Raw genomic sequence first — 24305 nt, 5'->3', positions numbered from 1 at the left:
AACGTTTGTGCCGCCTATCTGGCGGCACACGTTCCTTTCTAATTTGAAACAGTTGTATGGTTTCTTTTTTAACATGTTCCAAGCGTACTAAGGTTTACTTTCCACCCATACCCTGCAAAGCTTCTTCCAGCTCTTTCTTCAAATCGTTACCGCCCAAGGACATGTAATCAGCCATTTCTTTTTCAAATACAGATTCGAAATCAGCTGGTTTTGCCATAGCGGATTTTACGATAATGACATCAAGCTTGTCATTAAGTGTAGTGCCATATTTCATCTCGGCAGCAATCGGTTTATCGAAGATGATCGGTCCTACTGTATCTGTGTTTGCAATCTCAAGAGATTGCTTCAACAGCTCCTGGTTATTTTTAGGGTAACCCAGAATCCATGCTTTTTCGTTTGTAGCTTGATCTCCGATGTTTTTACCGTTGGAGATAATCGCAAAATCATTTGCGTTGTAGAAACGATCTGCTGCTTCTTGGGCTACATCTTCTTTTGCAACCGGAATACCGTCTACCAGATCATAGTTCTCGCCTTTCACACCGCTGATGATATCCATCAGGTTGTTGTCAGACGCCATCCAATCCAGGTATTTAACTGCTTCCACTGCACGCTCACTGCTTTTCGGAATCATAATGAACAAACCATTTGAACCGTAACGTGATTTGATGTGTTTGTTATCTGCGTTCGGGTTAGTATAAGCATCTAATGGCAGAACTTTGCCGTCGCTTACATTTTTACGCATGAGATCCATAGTAGCCTCTTTACCGAACATAGCATCAGCATCTTCAGACCAGAAACCTACATTACCATTTTGAATATCTTTATTCAGTTGCGTTTTGTCTTTATCCAAACTGAAATCTTTACTGATCAAACCTTCATTGTAAAGTTTGTTCAGGAATTGCATGGACTCTTTGAATCCTTCATGGAGCGGCAATTCATAACGTTGACCGTATGTTTTGTCGCCACTTACAGGTTTGATAAAGGAGTAGATCAATGTCTCATACTGAGCCGGTGCAAGCGCAAAGCCCATAGGAATGTTTTTGCTTCCCAGTTTCGCTGGATCTTTTTCCTTGAATGCTTTCAGTGTTGTATACAACTCATCGGTTGTCTTAGGTGCTGGCATTCCCAGCTTATCTAACCAATCTTGACGAATATAAGAACTGTAACGGCCAGTAATGGCGCGTTTACCCGGAATAGCAAATTGCTTTCCTTCCAATTGTCCAAACTTTAAAGTATCTTCACCCAGGAATTTCTTCAGATTAGGTCCATACTGGTTCACCAGATCACCTACATCTGTCAGACCTCCCTGTTGTGCATAACGGTAAAACACAGTGGAGTCGTAAACAAAGACAACATCTGGAACATCTGAGGCACTAGCCATCAGGACATTCAGCTTCGTCACTTCTTCGGAACGTTGAACAGGAACAAATTGTACATCAATGTTGTTAGGATCGCCGAACTTCTCTTGAATCATCTTTGTGAGATAGCTGTTCGTGATTGTGTAAGGCGATGGGGTGTTACCACGGTCGAAAAGCTCCACCTTTAATGTGACACGCTTTCCATCACCAGCTGCTCCGCCTTCTGCTGATTTGTTGTCTGATGATCCGCACCCCGCAAGTAGTGAGACGCCCATTACTGCTGTAAGCGCCAAACCCATCAACTTTTTAAGACTCCCTTTTCTTGTCATTCTGTTCATCCCCTTTGGCTTTACGTGAATGTTTTAAAGCTTGCCCTGAGTATTCCATACTATTGTGTGCTCTGACAACATACTAAATTCGGGTGGGTCTACAAACGAGTTATGGTTTGCATGGTAGCTTATTTTCGCAGACTGCCAAAATTCCATAAAACCGCATGGGAGAAGGGTTTAGAGGCACTAACTCCCCCTATCCAAACACGATGGAAACAAACCATTTTCTCGCACTGACTAAATTCGTATGTTACATCAGGAAGCATTGATGACACATCTTCTGACATTACCATGAAACATACATGTTTATTTCATCGTTTTTCAAGCGCTTTCATTTTATGATGTTAAAACTAAGTAAAAAGGGCGAATCGCATTTGATGATATCCCCCTAAATTATGGAGACTCAACATGTCGATTCACCCTGATTTATTTCAATACTCTGTTGACCATGTATGGAAACATGACACAATTTTACTCTCTCATTTTGGAGCAAGCACAGATATCACATTATTCATCTGTCGCTTTTTGATCCTTTTTCATCCGGCGGTAATCCCCAGGTGTAATGCCTGTGACTCGTTTGAATACACGTCCCAGTGTAATACCATTCGCATATCCGACCTTTAAAGCTATGTCCTGTAAAGAATAATCAGTATTAAGCAGTAACTTCTCCGTTTCTTTCATCCTAAGCTCAGTCACAAAGTCAACAAATTTCATATTGAATTCGGTCTTAAACAGATAACTGGCATGTTTTCCAGAAATCTGGAAACGGTCACTCAGATGTTTAAGTGACAGCTCAGGGTTGGTGAACTGCTCCTCGATATACTTTTTCATTTCATTAACCATAGCTTTGTAGCTCTTCGTTTCCGTAACAGCAACGTATGTCCGGAACAGATCGGTAAGACTGTCGAACAACAGTACTTTAACATCCTCTAACGATTCTGCTTCTTCCATTGCATTAAGCCAATTGTTAATATTCTCTTCCGACAGCTCTTTCTGCAATCCTTCCGACATCATAGAGACTTCCCGGCTAAGCATCTGAAGCATAGCCTCAATTAAGGAACGGATCTCATCATCCGGTAATTTGTTTCGCTCAAATTCCTTAAAGATATCCTCTAATTGCTCTCTCCACTGCCCACTCGACATTCTGAACCGTTTGACAAAGTCAGCAATCATCTGCAAATACGTATATGTCTCCAGCAATGGATGTTGTATCTCGCTGGTCTCTGCTTCACCCACATCACCATTCATCAACAACTTCCGCTGCATGACTGCTTCAGCAGCTGTAAACGATTGATGTATTGCTTCAATTCCCTCAGCAACAGGACCAATGCCGAAGCTGAGGGAAATACGGAGGTTCTGCTCTACCCAGGACTTACATTCCTCAGCAACTATTCGAATCTGCTTAGACAGTTCCTGACCTTGTTGCCCGTCTTCCTTCGAAAAGAAAAGAATAGCAATCCGATCAGCACTGATCCATTCCGTCCAACATTGCACTTCTGTATCCCTAGATAGCTCCTGTAATACATTCATCAGGGCAAACTTCAGTGTATTTTGCTCTCCTCTGGTGAATTTCTCCTGAAATCCCTTCTCATATCGGTTAATATCCCCAACAACCACGATAAAGCGAGAAGCCGCATGGGCTCCATCAAATGGGGACACCTCATACAGCTGGCCAGCCGCATTGTCCACATGCTCACCTTGTAGTAAAGCACTAAACAACTTACTACGTTGCATAAGTACATTCTCGCGGCTCTTTTTATCATAATCCATCATATGGTTAATCAAGTTCTCAAGCACACCATCAATCATCTTCATCTCATCCATACGAGCACCGGATTGTTCAAATGCTTTGATCTGTTGCGATTCAATCCGGTTCATGATGATCTGAATTGGCTTATAGTTACGCCGGGTCACATATACGATGTAGATAATTGCGCAGATCACCGTCAAAATAGCAATGAACACCCAAACATATGAAACAACCGACACCCAGCCAAACAAATTGCCAGCTTTAATGCCGCTGCTAAGAGTCCATCCCAATCTTTCCAATGATAGCTCATTTAATTTTGTACCCTCGATAGCACTCTCATTATCCGAATGAGCATCATAGACGACCCTGCCCTCCTGATCACTTATCGTCAGGAAAGAGAGTTTTCCATTGACCATGCTATCGACACTCTGCTTGATACTGCTCATCTTGATATTGATGACCAATACACCTTCTGAGCCAAAAGGTAAAGGCATTTCTTTATTTACGGTCAACACTTGTACAGGTGTCCTCTGATACTCTTCTGGTTCCATCTCTCGAACAGGCTGCCAGCCTTGACCCGTTGCACCACTTAGAATGTGATCAATCCATGCCTTGTCTGAGAAATTCCCCACGTCTCTTGAACCACTTAGCGTTATAACGCGCTCATGTTGCTTGTCATACAGATATATGGATTGAATCCATGAAGAAGAATTGATCATCTCACGTAAACTTTGTGCAATCGTATACACTGTATCCGAGTTATTAGGATTGTTACCGTTGAAATAAAGCCTGTATGCCGGTTCGTATTGCACTTTCTCTGTCACAGCCAGTTCAATGTCCCGGATTGTATGATCCAGCGTGGTGGCCAGATAACTGGTGGATATCCGGTCAGCTTTCCTAGTTTCCTCTCTGGAAATATCATTAATGAATACAAAAGCAATAAAGATAATTATCGTCATCGTAAAGAAAAATATAGGGAAATACGAAAAGAGCAATCGATAATACCACGTGCGCGACAATAGACCCCACTCCTCACTCCACGATGCCAATGTCCATCAGCCGTGGTTCTACTGTTTAGTATCCGTAACAAAACCATTCCAGATTCATCTATAAATAAAACGCTATCATTTCTTAATATTTATAGTTATTATATCACAAGCGACCAAACAGCAAAGCACAGAATTCAATTCGTGGGGTTAACACAAAAATACCGTGCTGAGCAAATGCACTCAGACACGGAACATGAAATGAGATTGGGCTGTAAAGCACCTATTTATGGTACTGAGACTAAATACCGGAATCCTTAAACAGTGTAGCCATAGATCCACCATCAACAATAATGCGGATCGCTCGTGAGAGCATTGGTGCAACGGGTAATACTTTAAAACAATCTGGGTGATCCTCTGGCAGTGCAATAGAGTCTGTTACCACAACCTCGGTAATCGATGGATGATTTAGTTTGCTTACCGCCCCATCCGAGAACAAGCCATGAGTTGCGCAAACATAAGCATTCTCTGCACCGCGTTCTTTTAATCCTTCAACAACATTCACAATCGTTGTACCTGTATCGATCAGATCCTCGATAATGATCGGCGTTCGTCCCTCAACATCACCGATGACATGTGTGATAATCGATTCGTTATGACTTGGACGTTTCTTGATCATGATGGCAAAAGGTGAATCCAGACGGTTCGCGAGCTTCTCCGCCATGGATGCTCGTCCTGCATCAGGAGAAACTACAACCGGATTTTTGATCTCTTTACTGAGCAGGTATTCGCTGATTAAGTCGAGTGATGTCATGTGATCCACCGGAATGTTGAAGAAGCCCTGAATTGCAGCCGCATGCAGATCAATCGTAACCACCCGGCTTGCTCCCGCTGTCGTTAATACATCTGCAACCATCTTGGCCGAGATAGGCTCACGTGGAGCAGACTTCCGCTCTTGCCGAGCATAGCCGTAATACGGAACGATAATATTTACCGTGCGTGCCGAAGCTCGTTTTGCCGCATCAATCATAACAAGCAATTCGACAAACAGTTCATTAATCGGATGAGACAAAGACTGTATCAAAAATACATCACAATTGCGGATCGTTTCTTCGTAATGAACGTATATTTCTCCGCTCTTGAACCGGGACAGTTTAATCTTACCCAGTTGTACTCCCAGCTTGTCGCATACCTGCTCTGCAAGCTTAGGGTTAGATGAACCGGAAAAAATACGTAACGAATGCTGCATAATGCCCTCCCGCGGGTTTATCCCCGATCATAATTCCTTGTATAGTTAAATTGGAGAATCCAACTTGTATAAAAGGTGGTTTTACCCTTATTATACTCCACTGCTGTCTACATTTAAAGGAATGAACGAGCGCTGGCGGCTTTCGAAAACAGCAACTTCCTTACAGCCAAGTTCATGCAAAAGCGCCTCTGCCTCTGGCAAATAATCGCCTAGCTTCATCGGATCATGTGCATCCGATCCCATCGTCAGAGGAATACCCAATCGAATCGCTTCGGTTAGCATTCTTCGGCTTGGGAACATCTCTGCGCAAGGTTTGGACAGACCTGAAGCATTCAGCTCCATAGCGCAGCCGCTCTTCGCAATAGCTTGCAAGGCCGCATTCTCCAGTGCAATGCGTTCCTCATTTTGCTCAGGAGATGGTACATAACCAAAACGTTTGATCACATCCGAATGTCCAATGATATCATACAACCCTGTAGCGGCTGCTTTGCTTACAGCATCATAATACTGGCGATATACTTCAAGGACATCCTTGCCTTCCCAGTGGTGGGTCTGCCGAAAATCTGTAATATCCCACTCACCAAGGAAATGCACAGAGCCAATTACATAATCCCATGGATAACGTTCAATGATTGAACGAATCTCCAATTCCCAACCTTCGATATAATCCCCTTCAAGACCAACACGGACATCAATCTGCCCGCGGTAACGTTCCTTCAAGATGAAACATTCCTCAACATATCGTGGCAATTCATCCATAGGCATGGCCATCTCTGGATAGTATTCAGCCGGATCTACGTGCAGGAGCGGCATATGATCAGACAACCCAATCTGGGACAGACCGATGGCGATCCCGCGTTGCACGTATTCTTCCAGCTTGCCAACAGCATGTCCGCAGCGTTCATGGTGGGTGTGATAGTCTATACGCATTCAGCGTTCGCCTCCTAATCGCGGCGCGGCCGTTCGTGACGGCGACTCAATTCGGACATGATGTCATCCAGCGGTAGCTTGCGCTCTTGGAGCAATACGAGCAAGTGATACATCAGGTCACTGACTTCAAGACGAAGTTCGTCATTGTCTTTATTTTTCGCGGCAATAATCGTCTCGGAGGCTTCCTCACCGATTTTTTTCAAGATTTTATCGACACCTTTATCGAAGAGATACGTGGTATACGCACCTTCTGGGCGTTCGCGCTCACGTTCAGCAATGACGGATTCCAGTTCAGCAAGAACATCAAAGCGGCTTTCCGCATTAGATGAAGAGGTTGTGCTGGAGTTTGTAGTGCTTCCCGCTTCTTCTTTGTTGTCTTGTTCCGTTTCACTTGCGGACAACCCGATAATTTCATTATGGAAGCAGGTCACTGCACCTGTATGACAAGCCGGCCCCTTCGGCTTCACCTCAACTAACAGCGTGTCGCCGTCACAGTCATATTTTAAAGAAACGATCTTCTGTACATTACCTGAAGTTGCTCCTTTATTCCACAACTCCTGGCGTGAACGTGACCAGAACCATGTCTCACCGGATTCAAGTGATAACTTGAGGGATTCACGGTTCATATAAGCCATCATTAACACTTCACGGGTATCCACATCCTGCACAATGGCAGGGACCAATCCTTCATCCCAGCGGATATGCTCCACAACCTGCTCCAAGGAGAGTTGCTCCTTGATTTCATCGCTCACTTTAGTCACGGATTTCCACCCCTTGCTCTCGTAATTGTTGTTTTAATGCCGGTACGGCAATTTCTTTATAGTGAAAAATGGTTGCAGCCAGACCTGCGTCCGCTTTGCCTGTTGTGAATACATCATAGAAGTGTGATTCCTTGCCTGCACCGCCTGATGCAATAACAGGAATGCTCACCGATTCCGAAACAGCAGCGGTCAGCTTCAGATCAAAACCGTCCTTTGTGCCATCTGCATCCATACTGGTTAACAGGATTTCTCCTGCACCCAGTTCCTCGGCTTGTCTCACCCACTCCAATGCTTTAATGCCAGATGGCTTCCGTCCGCCGTGGGTGTACACTTCCCACTCACCCCAAGCCTCGTTATACTTGGCATCAATAGCAACTACGATACATTGCGAGCCAAAGCGACGTGCGCCATCCGCAATAATCTGTGGATTAAGTACTGCCGCTGTATTTACCGCAATTTTGTCCGCACCTGCACGCAAAATACGCTTCATGTCCTCCACTTTGGAGATCCCGCCGCCAACCGTAAACGGAATGGCAATTTCGCCTGCTGTCTGTCTTACGACTTCCTCCATCGTTTCACGGCCCTCCACTGATGCGGAGATATCGAGAAATACGAGCTCGTCCGCGCCTTCGCGGTCGTACAGTGCCGCCAGCTCTACCGGATCACCCGCATCGCGGAGATTGACGAAGTTCACGCCTTTAACGACCCGGCCATCCTTCACGTCCAGACAGGGAATGATTCTTTTTGCCAGCATACTGTTTCTTCCTCTCTACCCGGTTATCCGTTACTTGTTAACCAAACGCACCGCTTCAGCCAGATCAATACTTCCCGTATACAAGGCTTTACCTACAATGGCTCCGCCAACACCGTCATCTGCATGACGACTCAAACGAAGCAAATCATCCATCACACTGACACCGCCAGAAGCAATAACTGTACGTCCGCTTGCTTTGGCAAGAGACACAATTGCCTCAACATTAGGCCCCTGCATCATACCGTCACGGGAGATGTCCGTAAAGATAAACGTTTCCGCTCCATAAGCAGCGAGCTCCTTCGCCAGTACTTCAGCCTGTACTTCGGAGGTTTCTAGCCAGCCACGAGTGGCAACATATCCGCCCCGCGCATCGATACCGATCGCTACTTTATCCCCGTAACGTCCCAGTACTTCTTCCGTAAAAGCACGATCCTCAATCGCCGCTGTCCCGATAATCAATCGGCTAACACCCAGACCCAATAAACGCTCAACGTCAGTGACTGTACGAAGCCCGCCGCCAACCTGTACAGGTACATTCACTGCGGATGCAATACGTCCAATCAACTCATCGTTAACCGGGTGTCCTGCTTTGGCGCCATCCAGGTCCACCAGATGAACGTATGTACCGCCTTGCTTCTCCCAGTTAAGCGCAACCTGAACCGGGTCATCGTTGTACACCGTTTCTTGATTATAATCTCCCTGCACCAGTCTTACACATTTGCCGTCCCGGATATCGATTGCCGGATATAAGATAAAAGATGACATACAAGTCCTCCTGAGTGTAGATTCGATTGAAATTTGCTCAAACGTTCATGTAACTTCAAGCTGAATATATTTAAAACTGATTTTGTTTTAGATGAGTATAACAGTTCATACAGCTTACTGGAATAACCGCTATACGCGATAAAGGTTAGTCTTATATTGCTGTTAAACTACTGAGCTCGTCAAAGACAGGAAGTTGCCCAGCAGTTTCATGCCAAGCTCTCCGCTCTTCTCGGGATGGAACTGCATGCCGAAGTTCGAGCCTCTACCTACAATCGCTGTAACGGGATGTCCGTAATCCGTAACGGCGAGCAGATCACCCTTGTTCTCTGTAAGTGCATGATAAGAGTGAACAAAATAGACATGCCCTGCATCCAGACCTGCGAAGAGCGGATTTTCCGGATGTATAAATTCCAAACGGTTCCATCCCATATGGGGAACCTTCAGCTCACTTGGTGCGAAGCGCACTACTTTGCCCGGTAAAATGTCCAATCCCTCATGCTCGCCATGCTCCTCACTGGAGCTGAATAATAATTGCATGCCTAGACAAATGCCAAGGAGCGGTTTCGTTCTTGCAGCGGCTTCTTTAACGACTACATCCAAACCCGTCTCCCGCAAATGCACCATTGCGTCGCCAAAAGCACCTACCCCCGGCAGAATAACGCCATCTGCGGCAAGAATGGCTTCCCGCTCACCCGTGACCAGCGCTTCATAGCCAAGACGTTCGACCGCTTTGCCGACGCTGTGCAGGTTCCCCATACCGTAATCGACAATTGCAATCGCCATCGTCTACAGCACTCCCTTCGTGGAGGGCACGCCGGTTACTCGTGGATCAATCATCGTTGCTTCATCCAGCGCACGTCCGAGAGCTTTGAAGACTGCTTCGATCATGTGGTGTGTGTTCTGACCGTAGTGCACAATGACATGTAGCGTAATCCGCGCTTCGAGCGCTAATTTCCACAGAAATTCATGCACAAGCTCTGTAGAAAAGCTACCTACTTGTTGTGACGGGTACTCGGCCCGGTATTCAAAGTGCGGACGGTTACTCACATCAATGATAACTTGTGCGAGTGCTTCATCCATCGGTACAAACACGCTCGCATAACGCTTAATACCACGTTTGTCGCCGAGCGCCTGGTACAGCGTCTGTCCCAGACAAATGCCGATGTCTTCAACCGTGTGGTGATCATCAATATCAATATCTCCACGAGCCTGTACGTTAAGATCAAATTGTCCATGCTTTGTGAACAGATCGAGCATATGGTTCAGAAACGGTACATCCGTTTCAATATTTGATTGCCCTGTGCCATCTACGTTGAATGACAGCTGGATATTGGTTTCGTTCGTTTTGCGGTCAACCTCTGCTTGGCGAACTGCACCATTATTTTGAAGCTCGACACCCTGTCCTGTACTCTTATTCTGATTATCCATTGTCCGATTCCGCCTTTCCTTCCTGTTCTAAACGTACAGCGATTGCACGAGCGTGTCCTTCAAGCCCCTCATGACGGGCTAATTCGATAATAGCCGCTCCGTTCTGTAGCAATGCCTCTTTACTATAATAAATCAGACTCGATTTTTTGATAAAATCATCCACATCTACCGGTGAGCTAAACCGGGCAGTTCCATTGGTCGGAATAATATGATTCGGTCCGGCAAAATAATCGCCAACCGGTTCGGAGCTATACGGCCCGAGGAAGATCGCACCGGCATTCTCGATCCGGCCAGCGTAAGCCATCGGCTCTTGCACCATGATCTCCAGATGCTCCGGTGCAAGCCGGTTCACGACATCGATTCCCTCATCGATGGAATCCACCACGATAATCGCGCCATGCTGCTCCACGGAAGCAGAAGCGATATCGCGCCGCGGCAGCACATCCAGCTGCCGCTGCACCTCGGCCTGCACCGCTTCCGCCAGCGTGGCCGAATTCGTGACGAGAATGGCCGATGCCATCTCGTCGTGCTCCGCCTGCGACAACAAGTCCGCGGCGACATACATCGGGTTCGCCGTATCATCGGCGAGCACCACAATCTCGCTTGGCCCGGCGATACTGTCGATATCGACCGCCCCATATACCTCGCGCTTCGCGAGCGCCACGTAGATATTACCCGGTCCACAGATCTTGTCGACCGGGGCAATGCTCTCCGTGCCGTAAGCGAGGGCGGCGATCGCTTGCGCGCCGCCAACCCGGTACATCTCGTTCACGCCCGCTTCCGCGGCAGCCACGAGAATGTACGGGTTAATACCTTCACCGCCGTTCGTCGCCGGCGGTGTAACAAGCACAATCTCCGGCACGCCTGCAACCTGTGCCGGAATGACATTCATCAGCACCGACGATGGATACGCTGCTTTCCCTCCAGGGACATACACGCCGACTCGTTTCAGCGGCCGAATAACCTGGCCGAGCAGACTGCCGTCCGGCTGCCAGTCCATCCACGAATTGCGTTTCTGCTTCTCATGAAACGCACGAATGTTAACGGCGGCTTGGCGAATCGCCGTTACAAAAGATGGCTCAACGGCTGCATACGCTGCCTGGAGCTCCTCCTGCGGCACGCGCAACTGCGCAGCCGTCAGCGTCGTGCGGTCCAACTGCTCCGTGTAACGCAGCAGGGCCGCATCACCTTCCCGGCGAATATCTGCGACAATTCGCCGTACCGATTCATTTTGCTCCGGTGTACCATACTCCACTTCCCGCTTCAGATCAAATTCCCGTGCTGGTACAATCTTCATGTGCACAACCTCCTTACATATCAATTGACTCACTTATCTATCCATTATCCCTGCTCACTAATCTATTCGCTATCGTTCTTTACTGATCTGTTCGCTATCTTCTCGCACTTCCCGCAGTAACCTCATTCCCACTTGGGATGACCGATTGAAGTGCATCACACAGCGCCTGAATACGTGCGTTTTTCATCCGGTAGCTCACCCGATTCGCGATCAAACGGCTAGTAATATTCAGAATTTCCGTCATTTCCACAAGTCCGTTCTCACGTAACGTCTGCCCGGTCTCCACTAGATCGACAATCCGATCAGCCAGTCCGATTAGAGGCGCAAGCTCAATTGATCCGTTCAGCTTAATAACCTCAACCTGTTGTCCTTGCTCACGGAAGTACTGGGAAGCGATTCGTGGATATTTGGTTGCAACTCGCTGCTGGATACCTGCCTTCCAGTCCGGTAGCCCGATAACCGACATACGGCACTGGGCAATGCCTAGATTCAGCAGTTCATACACATCACGATCCTCTTCAAGCAACACGTCTTTCCCGACAATGCCAATATCGGCAACACCGTACTCCACGTACGTTGGCACATCCACAGGTTTAGCCATAATGAATTCCATACCCGCTTCTGGTACCTCGATCACCAGTTTGCGTGTATCGTCCACGTCCTCTGGAATGTCTAGCCCTGCCTCACGAAACAATTTGGAGGCCTTTTTATAGATGCGGCCTTTAGGCATGGCCACCTTCAGAATATCCGACATCTCAGTTCCCTCCCTTTTTCGATCCATAGATGATGACCTGCTCCACCTGATCCGCAGTCGTTTCGCTTGTTACAGATGTCGTCTCTGCCTTTTCATTAGCAAGAAGAGATGTAACTACATTGTGACCTAGACTTCGTAATCTCGCTGCTTCGGTCAATGCCTCAGCACGCCGATCTGGGCTATATTCAATACGTACCGTTTTCGTCTCTTCAATCGTAATGCCATGAACACCATCGATAATCCGGTTTGTTTTCAACGCAAATCCTGTAGCCGGAAGAGCGCGCCCAAACTGCTGCAACAGATTGTCATATCGTCCGCCGCTACACACAGGTGATCCCAGCTCTGCCGCATAACCTTCAAATGTCATGCCTGTGTAATAGGAGAAATCCCCGATCATCGTCAGATCAATCAGCACATGCTCAGAGACACCATAGGCCTCCAATACTTCAAACACTGCACACAGATGTGCAATAGATTGTGCCGCTTCAGCACTTGAGCTAAGTTCGCTCGCATGTGTGCATATTTCTTTCCCGCCACGCAGACGTAAAATCGCTTCAAGTTGCTGTTTTTGTTTGGGTTCCAGTTGCAAAGCTTCAATGGACTGACGGTAGCCCACATAATCACGACCTAATAGCCCTTCCTTCAACTGTTCCTGCTCAGCCGTCTGACCCGGAATCACTTCTTCCAGCAGTCCATTCAGAAAACCCATATGACCCATTGCTATTTTAAAAGAAGATACACCCGCTGCCTGCAATGAGGCAATCGCTAATGCAACTACTTCAGCATCCGCCTCAGGAGAATCGTCCCCTACAAGTTCAACACCTGTTTGGAAAAATTCAGCCTCCCGTCCAGCTTCCTCTTCAATAGAACGAAATACATTCGCATGATAGGACAGACGTAGCGGCAAAGCCTCATCTTTGAGCATCGATGATACTACACGCGCAATCGGAGCTGTCAGATCAGAACGTAGAACCAGTGTCGTTCCCCGGCTGTTCAGCAATTTAAACAATTTGCGATCTGAAGTAGAGCTAGCCACCCCTACTGTGTCGTAATATTCAATCGTTGGTGTTATGATCTGACGATAACCCCAACGCTCCATGCAATCCAGTACATTTCGTTCAATTTTACGCAGCTTGGACACCACATGTGGTGTATAGTCACGGAAGCCAGTTGGTTTTTCAAAGCCTTTTGGTTTGGACATGGAAATGATTCACCCCGAGTCATGAATTTGGATTGTTATATAAGGTTGCACTATAATATCTTCACATCTGCTAAAATACGATAACTAAATTTAGATTTTCATCTCTATCGTCTCTAACGCTCTATCTCAAAAGGATTTATGTATGACAAATCCCCGTTCTATGTTAGTTACCCTAATTTTGAGTAAAGCCGCATGTTCTTTGGCTTAACGAACGCTTCACCTTTACAAGAATAACCCGTTTACTCTATAGATTAATTGTCACCTTCACCCGGTTCGCTTTCACATGGTAAAGTGCTAACAAACTAAAGGATATGGGATATGATAACATGGAAGCTGCGGAATCGTCAACAATCTTAAGCTATGACTGCTCTTGGTGACTATCCGATCTAAACCCACTTGTCCTGTTGTCCGTGTCTTACGGCCCCTAACCTTTGCTTCAATTCAAGTTTTGTATACGAAAAAAGCTGCCCTCAGCAGCTCTTCCCTCCATGCATTCGTTCACTTGCAAACAATGATCCTCGCGCTTAATGTAGCTTTCGCTGAGAAGGTTCCTCCGTCTTGAACACCATTTCTTCCGTCGATCCTGACGGACGTGACAAATCACGCAAGGGATTGCCTCCAACAAAAGCTCCTGGAGCAACATCCTTATGAACTACCGCTCCGGCAGCAACTACCGCTCCGTCTCCAATCGTTACCCCTGGCAAAATGGTTGTATTCGCCCCGATCAGCACATTGTCTCCGATAATGACATCGCCAAGTCTGTACTCTTTAATGAGATACTCGTGAGCCAGAATCGTGGTATTGTAACCAATCACTGAATTTTCACCAATCGTTATTTTTTCCGGAAAAAATACATCCACCATTACCATCAGGCCAAAAGCTGTATGCTCCCCCACCTTCATACCAAGCATGCGTCGATAAATCCAGTTCTTGAGAGGCAAAACAGGACAGTACCGTGACAACTGAATCCAGATAAAATTACGAACGCCCTTCCACGGGCTCACTGTCTTGTAGATATGCCAAAGTGCATTTTGACTTTCTACCGGATAGCGGGTTACTTTTCTCATGAACGACCCGTTCCCGTAAGAACCATATCCAGTAGATCCCTCATATCATGCAAAATGTAATCTGGCTTATACCCGCTCAGCACCTGCTCCCCTTTAAGCGACCAGGCCACACCAGCGGAGAGAGCACCTGCATTTTGCGCCGATTGAATATCGACAGGACTGTCCCCGATCATCAGTGTGTGAGCTGGGTTCGATCCCAGTTCCTCCATCGCTTTTTGCACCGGTTCTGCATGAGGTTTGGGATGAGTTACATCCTGCACAGTCACAATGGACTTCATATATTTAAGCAAATCAAAGCGCTCCAGCACCTTTAATGTAGAAGGACGAATTTTAGTCGTCACCACACCCATCGTAATCCCTGCCTGATTCAAAGCCTCAACAACCTCGATCACATGGGGGAAGGGTCTGACCATCGCCTCATGGTGAATATCATTATAAGCACGATAACCTTTGACGTACTCCGATACCTCTTCCTGACCTGAAAAGGTTCGCATTTGTTGCTCCAATGTGCCTCCCATATGCGGAATAATCTGCTCTCTTGTCCACGGGGCAGCATGATCCCAACCTCCCATAACATGCAGGAATGAGTTGATAATCAGCTCATTGGTATCAATAATCGTTCCATCCAGATCGAACAGTACCGTATTAATCACGTTGCATTACTCCTTTTTATCTTCAACTTGCTTCGGATCATCTTGAGCCTGATTTGGTGCTGTTGTTACCTTGTCCTCTTCAACAGCTACTGTTTCCGAATGTCCAATATCATCTGCAGCCACTTTCGACGAGACAATCGGATCACTATAATGTGCACTTGCTTTACCTGTCACTCTTCTCACGACAATAAACACAACAGCGGCAACAATAATGCCAATCGCAAGCAGTTGTGAAATTCGTACATTACCGTACGCTGGATCTAAATAACCTTGTTCGAAGCCGAGTGCAGTCATTGGAGACCATAATCCGTTCACCAAAGAAGCGATCCACTCTGGAGCCTGAAAACCCAGACTGTCCGTACGCACAGCTTCAATAAAGAATCGTCCGATGGAATACCAGATGAAATAGGACATAAACATCTCGCCTGCACGCATGAACTTCTGACGACGAAGCACCAGCAACAGGATCAGCCCTGCAAAACTCCATACGGATTCATACAAAAAGGCCGGATGATGAAATACACCTTCCACGTTCATTTGATTCACAATAAAGTCTGGCAAGTGCAGCTTGTCTCTTAAAAATGATTCCTCTACAGGACCGCCATACGCCTCCTGATTTACAAAGTTACCCCAGCGTCCAATCATCTGTCCAACGATCAGTCCAGGTGCACAGATGTCGGCCATACGCCAGAAGTTATATCCTTTACGACGGAAGAAAATGACTGCACATATAATGGCACCAATCAGTGCGCCATAGATCGCAATACCGCCATTCCATATTTTAAAAACGTCCCATAGGTTGTCCTTATAATCTTCCCACTTAAAAGCCACATAGTAGATTCGGGCTCCAATAATTGCAGAAGGCACACCTAGCAAAACCATATCCATGAACACTTCTTGCGGAATATTAAATCGTTTGCCCTCCCGAATAACAAGCAGCAACCCTAACAGCGCCGCAGTACCCAAGATAAGCCCATACCAGTGAACCTTTAAAGCGCCAATAGAGAACGCAATCGGGTTCAACAGTAATAATGTATCCATTCATTCACACTCCTATCAATCAATTCACATCGGTAAGCATGACTGTCTGGAGCCTGCTATCCACCTTCCGGTTTGAAGGTGTGCAGACCCCAGTTGTCATGCCTCATGAAAACTTTAATCTTTATTTTATAGCTTGATGCTTAATATTGCCCCTATCCTGCTATTCAGTTGATCGGGGTAACTTTCCTTAGCCCACCTTAGTCCATATCTTCCATATCTTCTGAAATCGTTGCAGTCAGCTTGTTCGTGAACTGGAGTGCAGCATTAAGCCCCATCTGTTTTAAGCGATAGTTCATGCCCGCCACCTCGATAATTACAGCCAAGTTTCGTCCAGGACGAACTGGAATAGTAACCAAGGGTACATCGGTATCAATAATACGCGTTGTTTCTTCATCCAATCCCAGACGGTCATACTGTTTATCCTGCTGCCATGCTTCAAGACGTACAACCAATGTAATCCGTTTATTATTACGTACAGCCCCGGCGCCAAATAAAGTCATGACGTTGATAATACCGACACCCCGGATTTCAAGCAGGTGACGGATCAGTTCTGGTGCGGTACCGTGAAGTTGAAAGTCGGAGGTTTGGCGAATTTCAACGGCATCATCGGCAATTAGACGGTGACCGCGTTTAACAAGTTCAAGCGCAGTTTCACTTTTACCAATACCGCTACTGCCTGTGATCAACATACCTACACCATACACATCACACAATACACCGTGAATGGTGGCTGTAGGTGCCAACTTACCTTCCAGAAATCCCGTAATACGGCTGGAAAGAATCGTTGTCGCCATATTGCTACGAAGCACAGCCAGATTCTGTTCTTCACTGATATCGATCAGTTCCTGAGGAACTTCGAGTCCACGTGTAACCACAATACAAGGTGTTTCCTCTGTGCATAGACGCTGCATACGTTCACGGCGCTCATGTTCAGGCAACATTGCAAAAAAGGCCAGCTCTGTTCTTCCCAGGAGTTGCACCCGCTCTTTTGGATGATATTCAAAGTAACCGGCCATCTCCAGGCCAGGACGGTTAAGATCATCTACCGTGATAAACCTTTTCAAACCCTGTGACCCCGACACCACTTCCATCTGAAACTGCTGTACCAATTCGGATACTTTCACTTTTTTCGCCATTTGTCTCTTCCTTTCAGCATTCGCTGTGCCTCTATGTACCCATTCGTGTATCGTTTCTTTCCATTATTAGCGTATTCACAACAACATTCATAACCAGGTCACTTCGCCTGTAAAATATCGCTCTAATAATACTCCAACATGCAACATTTTGAAGACAGACCTTCAAATAATCTTAAATGAATTTGGGATCGATTGCAATCGCAGACTCCTTGCTCTATCTGCACTATATTTCCACCCGAACGTATTGATCATCCCTTGCATTTTTGAAAAAAGCCCCTTCCAGCGAAAACGGAAGGGGCTCGATTTACATTATATAATTACGTTACTTCCAGATTCCATCGTTACCGAGGAACCTTCAGTAGAATTAGTCTTGAAGAAGTACGTTAACTTCGGATTCCTTGTCAAAGATATGAACTTTGTTCATGTCAATGGCCATTTTAACTGTGGAACCATCACGAGTGTTAGAACGTCCGTCTACACGTGCAATTGTAGTGTCGTTACCTACACCGCTCAAATAAAGGAGCATTTCGTGACCCAGGTTCTCTGTTACATCTACGTGAGTAGAGAATACAGAGTTCGGGGAAGCTTCCAGGAATACTGGCTCTTCGTGAATGTCTTCTGGACGAACACCCAGAATAACTTCTTTACCAACATATCCTCTGGATTTCAGCACTTGTGCTTTACCTTGCGGGATTTCAACATCCACACCAGGAGCTACGAAGTGAAGACTCGCACCTTGCTCAGCCAGTTTACCCGAGATGAAGTTCATTGTCGGGGAACCGATGAAACCAGCTACGAACAGGTTCGCCGGGTGGTTGTACAGCTCTTCAGGAGAAGCTGCTTGTTGGATGATACCATCCTTCATAACTACGATCCGGTCACCCATCGTCATTGCTTCGATCTGGTCATGCGTTACGTAGATAACGGTTGTTTCCAAACGTTTAGCAAGCTTAGTGATTTCCGCACGCATTTGTCCACGAAGTTTCGCATCCAAGTTGGAGAGAGGCTCATCCATCAAGAAGACTTGTGGATCACGGACAATCGCACGTCCCAAAGCGACACGTTGACGTTGACCACCGGACAATGCTTTAGGCTTACGCTCAAGCAAGTGTTCGATGTCGAGGATTTTAGCTGCTTCACGTACACGTTTGTCGATCTCATCTTTTTTAACCTTACGCAATTTCAAACCAAATGCCATGTTTTGATATACGCTCATATGCGGATACAAGGCGTAAGATTGGAATACCATCGCGATATCGCGGTCTTTAGGTGCAACATCATTAACGACACGGTCACCGATATAGAGTTTACCTTCAGAAATTTCCTCAAGGCCTGCGATCATACGCAGTGTTGTTGATTTACCACAACCGGACGGACCTACCAGTACCAGAAACTCTTTATCTTTAATGTCCAGGTTAATGTCAACTACAGTTGCTTTATCAGAACCCGGGTATTTTTTGAAAATATGCTCTAAACGTACTCCTGCCATGATTGTTGCCTCCTCAGAGATCATTTTGTAATCGAATACAATTTGTAGTTTTATAATACCCTATCGATTGGTTATCTGACTATTCGCAAACTGCACAAAAATATTAAGCCTTTTTCGTCACTTTGTACATTAGAAGTAAAAGTTGCACAACGATCGCACTTTTAAAGTGTCTTACATCATAACCAATCTCTTGTTTAATCTTATCCAGACGGTACACCAGCGTATTACGATGGATAAACAAACGCTTTGCTGTCTCGCTGACGTTACAGTCTAAACTGAAGAAGTTCTCCAATGTAGCCAACGTCTCGCTGTCATTAAAGAGCGTCGTATCCTTTCCCGTTTCTCGGATAAAACGCATTCGCTGTTGCTCTGAAATACTAGCCACCAATTGCTCTAGTTGCAGATTCCAAGGAAGGTGGATATGCTGTGTAACGTGGAAAGAGCGACCAAGTTCCATGCTTTCCTGAAGAAGGAATGTCACCTGAAGCAACGCCTCTTTGGGAATACACGGTAGCGAAGCTGACAAGTGGAAAACGCCGGCGAATTCACTGGCCACAAGCTCATACAGTCCCATACAAAAAGCATTCAGTGACTCTTTTCTGGCCTCTGCTGTATCTTCATCAGCCTCACCGGTAACAATCTCTTCGTCTCCCATGAAGAGCCATTCTTGCTCACCCAACGGGATTAGTGTGATGTCTTCACCAAAATAACTTTCGAGCAACTTATTCAAAACTATAGAGTCAACACGCTGAGAATCCGGAGTCTCACCCTGCAACAGAAAAAGAACTTTCTCCTCCTGAAATCCTGCAATAGAAGCAAACGAATCAGGCAGTGGATCGAAACTGCCCGAATTGTACTCTTTAATCTGATCCTTAAGCCATATCCCCAGAGAAGATAATTGTTTATCGGTATCATTCTTGAATAGCGATGAATTATCGCTTTGACTCGTAATAAACTTATTAAGAATCAGTAATTCAATTAGACGTCGAGTCTCCATTGAAATAGATACCGCATCGCAACCCCAGCACAGGACGGTTTTTGCCTGCTCATTTGTGCCAACTTTGAAAAAGACGCGCTCACCATGGTGTAAACTTAGAACATCAGAAGATATTGAAGAACTTTCTAATGAACCACGTTCACCTTTACCCGGTCTACTTAGAATATGCTGCGGTTTATTTTCATCCAAGCCAATTAAATGATCAATGGATTGTATCCACTCATGCATCGTAATTTCATATTCATCCAATGTGGTGCCTATAATAACTTCGATTTGCTGTTTTAAATCAGGTATGAGCTTCATCTAATGAACTTCACCACTCTGCTTTATTTTTATCATCATTTTATCATATCTTGATGTTTACTGCTCTGTATCCACAATTCTTCAATATATCAGTGTAAACAAAAAGAGTGATCGATCATATTAATGATCGATCACTCTTTATTTAAGATGAGTCATGAAGGATTCGAACCTTCGACACCCTGATTAAAAGTCAGGTGCTCTACCAACTGAGCTAATGACTCGTAAAACTGGTGGAGGATGATGGATTCGAACCACCGAACCCGTACGGGAGCAGATTTACAGTCTGATGCGTTTGGCCACTTCGCTAATCCTCCAAGGATTAAAGGTGGCTCGGGACGGAATCGAACCGCCGACACGAGGATTTTCAGTCCTCTGCTCTACCGACTGAGCTACCGAGCCGTATTTAATTTTAGATTAATGGCGGAACCGACGGGATTCGAACCCGCGATCTCCTGCGTGACAGGCAGGCATGTTAGGCCAACTACACCACGGTTCCAGGCATTAATGGTGCCGGCGAGAGGACTTGAACCCCCAACCTACTGATTACAAGTCAGTTGCTCTACCAGTTGAGCTACACCGGCGTATATGGTGGAGGCTGAGGGGATCGAACCCCCGACCCTCTGCTTGTAAGGCAGATGCTCTCCCAGCTGAGCTAAGCCTCCTGGGTAATATGGTAGCGGCGGAGGGGATCGAACCCCCGACCTTACGGGTATGAACCGTACGCTCTAGCCAGCTGAGCTACACCGCCATATTATAAATGTTTCGATTGCTTGTCCATCCTTAGGTAAAGATGGCGGAGAGAGAGGGATTCGAACCCTCGCACCGATTACTCAGCCTAACCCCTTAGCAGAGGGTCCCCTTATAGCCACTTGGGTATCTCTCCAAAGACAATCTCAACGTTGTACAAGGATTGCTCCTTGAAAACTAGATTCGAAACGAAACGTGCGCGATTAAAACTTGCTATTGGATAAGCCCTCGACCGATTAGTACTGGTCAGCTCCATGCATTACTGCACTTCCACCCCCAGCCTATCTACCTCGTCGTCTTCAAGGGGTCTTACATACTGGGAAATCTCATCTTGAGGGGGGCTTCACGCTTAGATGCTTTCAGCGCTTATCCCGTCCGTACATAGCTACCCAGCGGTGCTCCTGGCGGAACAACTGGTACACCAGCGGTACGTCCATCCCGGTCCTCTCGTACTAAGGACAGCTCCTCTCAAATTTCCTACGCCCACGACAGATAGGGACCGAACTGTCTCACGACGTTCTGAACCCAGCTCGCGTACCGCTTTAATGGGCGAACAGCCCAACCCTTGGGACCTACTTCAGCCCCAGGATGCGATGAGCCGACATCGAGGTGCCAAACCTCCCCGTCGATGTGGACTCTTGGGGGAGATAAGCCTGTTATCCCCAGGGTAGCTTTTATCCGTTGAGCGATGGCCCTTCCATGCGGTACCACCGGATCACTAAGCCCGACTTTCGTCCCTGCTCGACTTGTAGGTCTCGCAGTCAAGCTCCCTTATGCCTTTGCACTCTTCGAATGATTTCCAACCATTCTGAGGGAACCTTTGGGCGCCTCCGTTACTCTTTAGGAGGCGACCGCCCCAGTCAAACTGCCCACCTGACACTGTCCCCGCACCGGTTTACGGTACCAGGTTAGAACCTAGATACGATCAGGGTGGTATCCCAACGGTGCCTCCACGCAAGCTGGCGCTCACGCTTCAAAGGCTCCCACCTATCCTGTACAGATCGTACCCAAATTCAATATCAAGCTGCAGTAAAGCTCCATGGGGTCTTTCCGTCTTGTCGCGGGTAACCTGCATCTTCACAGGTATTAAAATTTCACCGGATCTCTCGTTGAGACAGCGCCCAAGTCGTTACGCCATTCGTGCGGGTCAGAATTTACCTGACAAGGAATTTCGCTACCTTAGGACCGTTATAGTTACGGCCGCCGTTTACTGGGGCTTCGGTTCACAGCTTCGGGATTACTCCCTAACCACTCCCCTTAACCTTCCAGCACCGGGCAGGCGTCAGCCCGTATACTTCGCCTTACGGCTTCGCACAGACCTGTGTTTTTGCTAAACAGTCGCTTGGGCCTTTTCACTGCGGCCCCCTCGTGCTATTCACACTACCGGGGCACCCCTTCTCCCGAAGTTACGGGGTCATTTTGCCGAGTTCCTTAACGAGAGTTCTTCCGCGCGCCTTAGAATTCTCTTCTCGCCTACCTGTGTCGGTTTGCGGTACGGGCACCTTCATCTGGCTAGAGGCTTTTCTTGGCAGTGTGAGATCATGACCTTCGCTACTGTAATTTTCACTCCCCATCACAGCTCAGCCTTACGGTTAGCGGATTTGCCTACTAACCAGCCTTACTGCTTGGACAGGCATCCATCAGCCTGCGTCACTACCCTACTGCGTCCCCCCATCGCTCGTAACGATTTACGGTGGTACAGGAATTTCGACCTGTTGTCCTTCGACTACGCCTTTCGGCCTCGCCTTAGGTCCCGACTTACCCTGAGCGGACGAGCCTTCCTCAGGAACCCTTAGGCTTTCGGCGGATCAGATTCTCACTGATCTTTTCGTTACTCATACCGGCATTCTCACTTGTATAATGTCCAGCGCTCCTTACGGTACACCTTCAACCCTTATACAACGCTCCCCTACCCCTGATGCAAGCATCAAGCCATAGCTTCGGTGGTGTGTTTAGCCCCGTTACATTTTCGGCGCAGAGTCACTCGACCAGTGAGCTATTACGCACTCTTTCAATGGTGGCTGCTTCTAAGCCAACATCCTGGTTGTCTGTGCAACTCCACATCCTTTCCCACTTAACACACACTTGGGGACCTTAGCTGATGGTCTGGGCTGTTTCCCTTTTGACAATGGATCTTAGCACTCACTGTCTGACTCCCGGAAGTAAGTCTATGGCATTCGGAGTTTGACTGAGCTTGGTAACCCTTGCGGGCCCCGCACCCAATCAGTGCTCTACCTCCACGACTCTGTTTTCCGAGGCTAGCCCTAAAGCTATTTCGGGGAGAACCAGCTATCTCCGAGTTCGATTGGAATTTCTCCGCTACCCCCACCTCATCCCCGCATTTTTCAACATGCGTGGGTTCGGGCCTCCAGTGCGTGTTACCGCACCTTCACCCTGGACAGGGGTAGATCACCCGGTTTCGGGTCTACGTCCACGTACTATGGCGCCCTATTCAGACTCGCTTTCGCTGCGGCTCCGGCTCTTCACCTTAACCTTGCACGGGAACGTAACTCGCCGGTTCATTCTACAAAAGGCACGCCATCACCCCTAAAACGGGCTCTGACTTTTTGTAAGCACACGGTTTCAGGTTCTATTTCACTCCCCTTCCGGGGTGCTTTTCACCTTTCCCTCACGGTACTGCTTCACTATCGGTCGCTAGGAAGTATTTAGCCTTGGCAGATGGTCCTGCCGGATTCATACGGGGTTTCACGTGCCCCGCACTACTCGGGATCCGTCTCGGAGGGAACAGACTTTCAATTACAGGGCTTTTACCTTCTTTGGCGGGCCTTTCCAGACCTCTTCGCTTAACCGGTTCCTTTGTAACTCCATGTGAGACGTCCCACAACCCCAAAGAGCAAGCTCCTTGGTTTGGGCTTCTCCGCGTTCGCTCGCCGCTACTGACGGAATCACTATTGTTTTCTCTTCCTCAGGGTACTTAGATGTTTCAGTTCCCCTGGTATGCCTCTACTTGCCCTATGTATTCAGACAAGAGTAACTGGAAATTACCCCAGCTGGGTTTCCCCATTCGGACATCCCCGGATCAAAGCTTGCTTACAGCTCCCCGAGGCAGTTTCGTTGTTCGCCACGTCCTTCATCGGCTCCTAGCGCCTAGGCATCCTCCGTGTGCTCTTAGTAGCTTAACCATATGCTCCGGTTTCGACTGCTCGCTTCCCTTGTTTTGCTTGCGCAAAGCCAAAAGTCGCTCCTATTCGATACCATCGCAATTGCATTATCTACCGTTTTTATTGAAACTTGTTATACACAAGTTCAGCTAAAAAGGAATGTTCTAATTCGCGTTTGTTTCGTTTCG

General features: G+C 47.0%; 18 protein-coding genes, 8 tRNA genes and 1 rRNA gene. All 27 read right to left on the bottom strand.

Features of this window, described 5'->3' with window-relative positions; genetic code table 11:
- Nucleotides 1-94: 94 nt before the first annotated feature.
- Entirely contained in the window at nt 95-1687 is a 1593-nt protein-coding gene (locus tag MKY23_RS00810) for an extracellular solute-binding protein (protein WP_244159484.1), read from the bottom strand.
- 507 nt (nt 1688-2194) lie between these two features.
- Complete coding sequence (locus MKY23_RS00805) at nt 2195-4456, bottom strand: helix-turn-helix domain-containing protein (RefSeq protein ID WP_339834540.1); 2262 nt, start codon at nt 4454-4456, stop codon at nt 2195-2197.
- Nucleotides 4457-4724: 268 nt separating this feature from the next.
- Entirely contained in the window at nt 4725-5672 is a 948-nt protein-coding gene (locus tag MKY23_RS00800; protein ID WP_090924777.1) for a ribose-phosphate pyrophosphokinase, read from the bottom strand.
- Nucleotides 5673-5762: 90 nt separating this feature from the next.
- Nucleotides 5763-6602, bottom strand: a complete 840-nt coding sequence (gene hisJ / locus MKY23_RS00795; protein ID WP_339834536.1) for a histidinol-phosphatase HisJ — start codon at nt 6600-6602, stop codon at nt 5763-5765.
- Nucleotides 6603-6616: 14 nt separating this feature from the next.
- Nucleotides 6617-7354 (bottom strand): bifunctional phosphoribosyl-AMP cyclohydrolase/phosphoribosyl-ATP diphosphatase HisIE, encoded by a 738-nt coding sequence (gene hisIE / locus MKY23_RS00790; RefSeq protein WP_154891593.1) that lies wholly within the window; start codon nt 7352-7354, stop codon nt 6617-6619.
- Nucleotide 7355: 1 nt separating this feature from the next.
- Entirely contained in the window at nt 7356-8117 is a 762-nt protein-coding gene (hisF, locus tag MKY23_RS00785; RefSeq protein WP_251510932.1) for an imidazole glycerol phosphate synthase subunit HisF, read from the bottom strand.
- Between the two features lie 30 nt (nt 8118-8147).
- Nucleotides 8148-8882, bottom strand: a complete 735-nt coding sequence (gene hisA, locus MKY23_RS00780) for a 1-(5-phosphoribosyl)-5-[(5-phosphoribosylamino)methylideneamino]imidazole-4-carboxamide isomerase (protein ID WP_154891573.1) — start codon at nt 8880-8882, stop codon at nt 8148-8150.
- A 162-nt stretch (nt 8883-9044) separates the two neighbouring features.
- Nucleotides 9045-9665, bottom strand: a complete 621-nt coding sequence (hisH, locus tag MKY23_RS00775) for an imidazole glycerol phosphate synthase subunit HisH (RefSeq protein ID WP_339834529.1) — start codon at nt 9663-9665, stop codon at nt 9045-9047.
- A 3-nt stretch (nt 9666-9668) separates the two neighbouring features.
- Nucleotides 9669-10310, bottom strand: a complete 642-nt coding sequence (hisB, locus tag MKY23_RS00770) for an imidazoleglycerol-phosphate dehydratase HisB (RefSeq protein ID WP_339834526.1) — start codon at nt 10308-10310, stop codon at nt 9669-9671.
- Nucleotides 10303-11607 (bottom strand): histidinol dehydrogenase, encoded by a 1305-nt coding sequence (gene hisD, locus MKY23_RS00765; RefSeq protein WP_339834523.1) that lies wholly within the window; start codon nt 11605-11607, stop codon nt 10303-10305. Before hisD ends, hisB begins: the two co-directional genes overlap by 8 nt.
- A gap of 94 nt (nt 11608-11701) precedes the next feature.
- Nucleotides 11702-12361 (bottom strand): ATP phosphoribosyltransferase, encoded by a 660-nt coding sequence (hisG, locus tag MKY23_RS00760; RefSeq protein ID WP_090924770.1) that lies wholly within the window; start codon nt 12359-12361, stop codon nt 11702-11704.
- 1 nt (nt 12362) lies between these two features.
- Nucleotides 12363-13562, bottom strand: coding sequence for an ATP phosphoribosyltransferase regulatory subunit (locus tag MKY23_RS00755; protein ID WP_154891577.1), 1200 nt, complete (start codon nt 13560-13562; stop codon nt 12363-12365).
- A 524-nt stretch (nt 13563-14086) separates the two neighbouring features.
- On the bottom strand, nt 14087-14629 hold the full coding sequence (locus MKY23_RS00750; protein ID WP_339834519.1) for an acyltransferase: 543 nt from the start codon (nt 14627-14629) through the stop codon (nt 14087-14089).
- Entirely contained in the window at nt 14626-15282 is a 657-nt protein-coding gene (gene ppaX / locus MKY23_RS00745; protein ID WP_154891579.1) for a pyrophosphatase PpaX, read from the bottom strand. The genes MKY23_RS00750 and ppaX overlap by 4 nt, the downstream gene beginning before the upstream one ends.
- A gap of 6 nt (nt 15283-15288) precedes the next feature.
- Entirely contained in the window at nt 15289-16323 is a 1035-nt protein-coding gene (lgt, locus tag MKY23_RS00740) for a prolipoprotein diacylglyceryl transferase (RefSeq protein WP_154959922.1), read from the bottom strand.
- A gap of 197 nt (nt 16324-16520) precedes the next feature.
- On the bottom strand, nt 16521-17459 hold the full coding sequence (gene hprK, locus MKY23_RS00735) for an HPr(Ser) kinase/phosphatase (RefSeq protein ID WP_090924765.1): 939 nt from the start codon (nt 17457-17459) through the stop codon (nt 16521-16523).
- Between the two features lie 364 nt (nt 17460-17823).
- A complete protein-coding gene (gene ugpC, locus MKY23_RS00730; protein WP_090924764.1) occupies nt 17824-18948 on the bottom strand; it encodes a sn-glycerol-3-phosphate ABC transporter ATP-binding protein UgpC in 1125 nt (374 codons plus the stop codon).
- Between the two features lie 103 nt (nt 18949-19051).
- Nucleotides 19052-20248, bottom strand: coding sequence for a helix-turn-helix domain-containing protein (locus MKY23_RS00725; protein ID WP_154959923.1), 1197 nt, complete (start codon nt 20246-20248; stop codon nt 19052-19054).
- A gap of 148 nt (nt 20249-20396) precedes the next feature.
- Nucleotides 20397-20469 (bottom strand) — tRNA-Lys (locus MKY23_RS00720).
- A 7-nt stretch (nt 20470-20476) separates the two neighbouring features.
- A tRNA-Tyr gene (locus MKY23_RS00715) sits at nt 20477-20562 on the bottom strand.
- 12 nt (nt 20563-20574) lie between these two features.
- Nucleotides 20575-20647, bottom strand: a tRNA-Phe gene (locus MKY23_RS00710).
- A gap of 19 nt (nt 20648-20666) precedes the next feature.
- A tRNA-Asp gene (locus MKY23_RS00705) sits at nt 20667-20744 on the bottom strand.
- A 9-nt stretch (nt 20745-20753) separates the two neighbouring features.
- Nucleotides 20754-20829 (bottom strand) — tRNA-Thr (locus MKY23_RS00700).
- A 5-nt stretch (nt 20830-20834) separates the two neighbouring features.
- Nucleotides 20835-20910, bottom strand: a tRNA-Val gene (locus MKY23_RS00695).
- A 9-nt stretch (nt 20911-20919) separates the two neighbouring features.
- A tRNA-Met gene (locus tag MKY23_RS00690) sits at nt 20920-20996 on the bottom strand.
- Between the two features lie 43 nt (nt 20997-21039).
- Nucleotides 21040-21131 (bottom strand) — tRNA-Ser (locus tag MKY23_RS00685).
- A gap of 80 nt (nt 21132-21211) precedes the next feature.
- Nucleotides 21212-24138, bottom strand: a 23S ribosomal RNA gene (locus MKY23_RS00680).
- Nucleotides 24139-24305: the final 167 nt, after the last annotated feature.

The sequence above is a fragment of the Paenibacillus sp. FSL R7-0272 genome (genome assembly GCF_037969905.1).
In the GTDB taxonomy this organism is placed as follows: domain Bacteria; phylum Bacillota; class Bacilli; order Paenibacillales; family Paenibacillaceae; genus Paenibacillus; species Paenibacillus polysaccharolyticus.
Note: the sequence above shows the minus strand (reverse complement) of the source record. Positions and strands in the feature narration are given on the sequence as shown.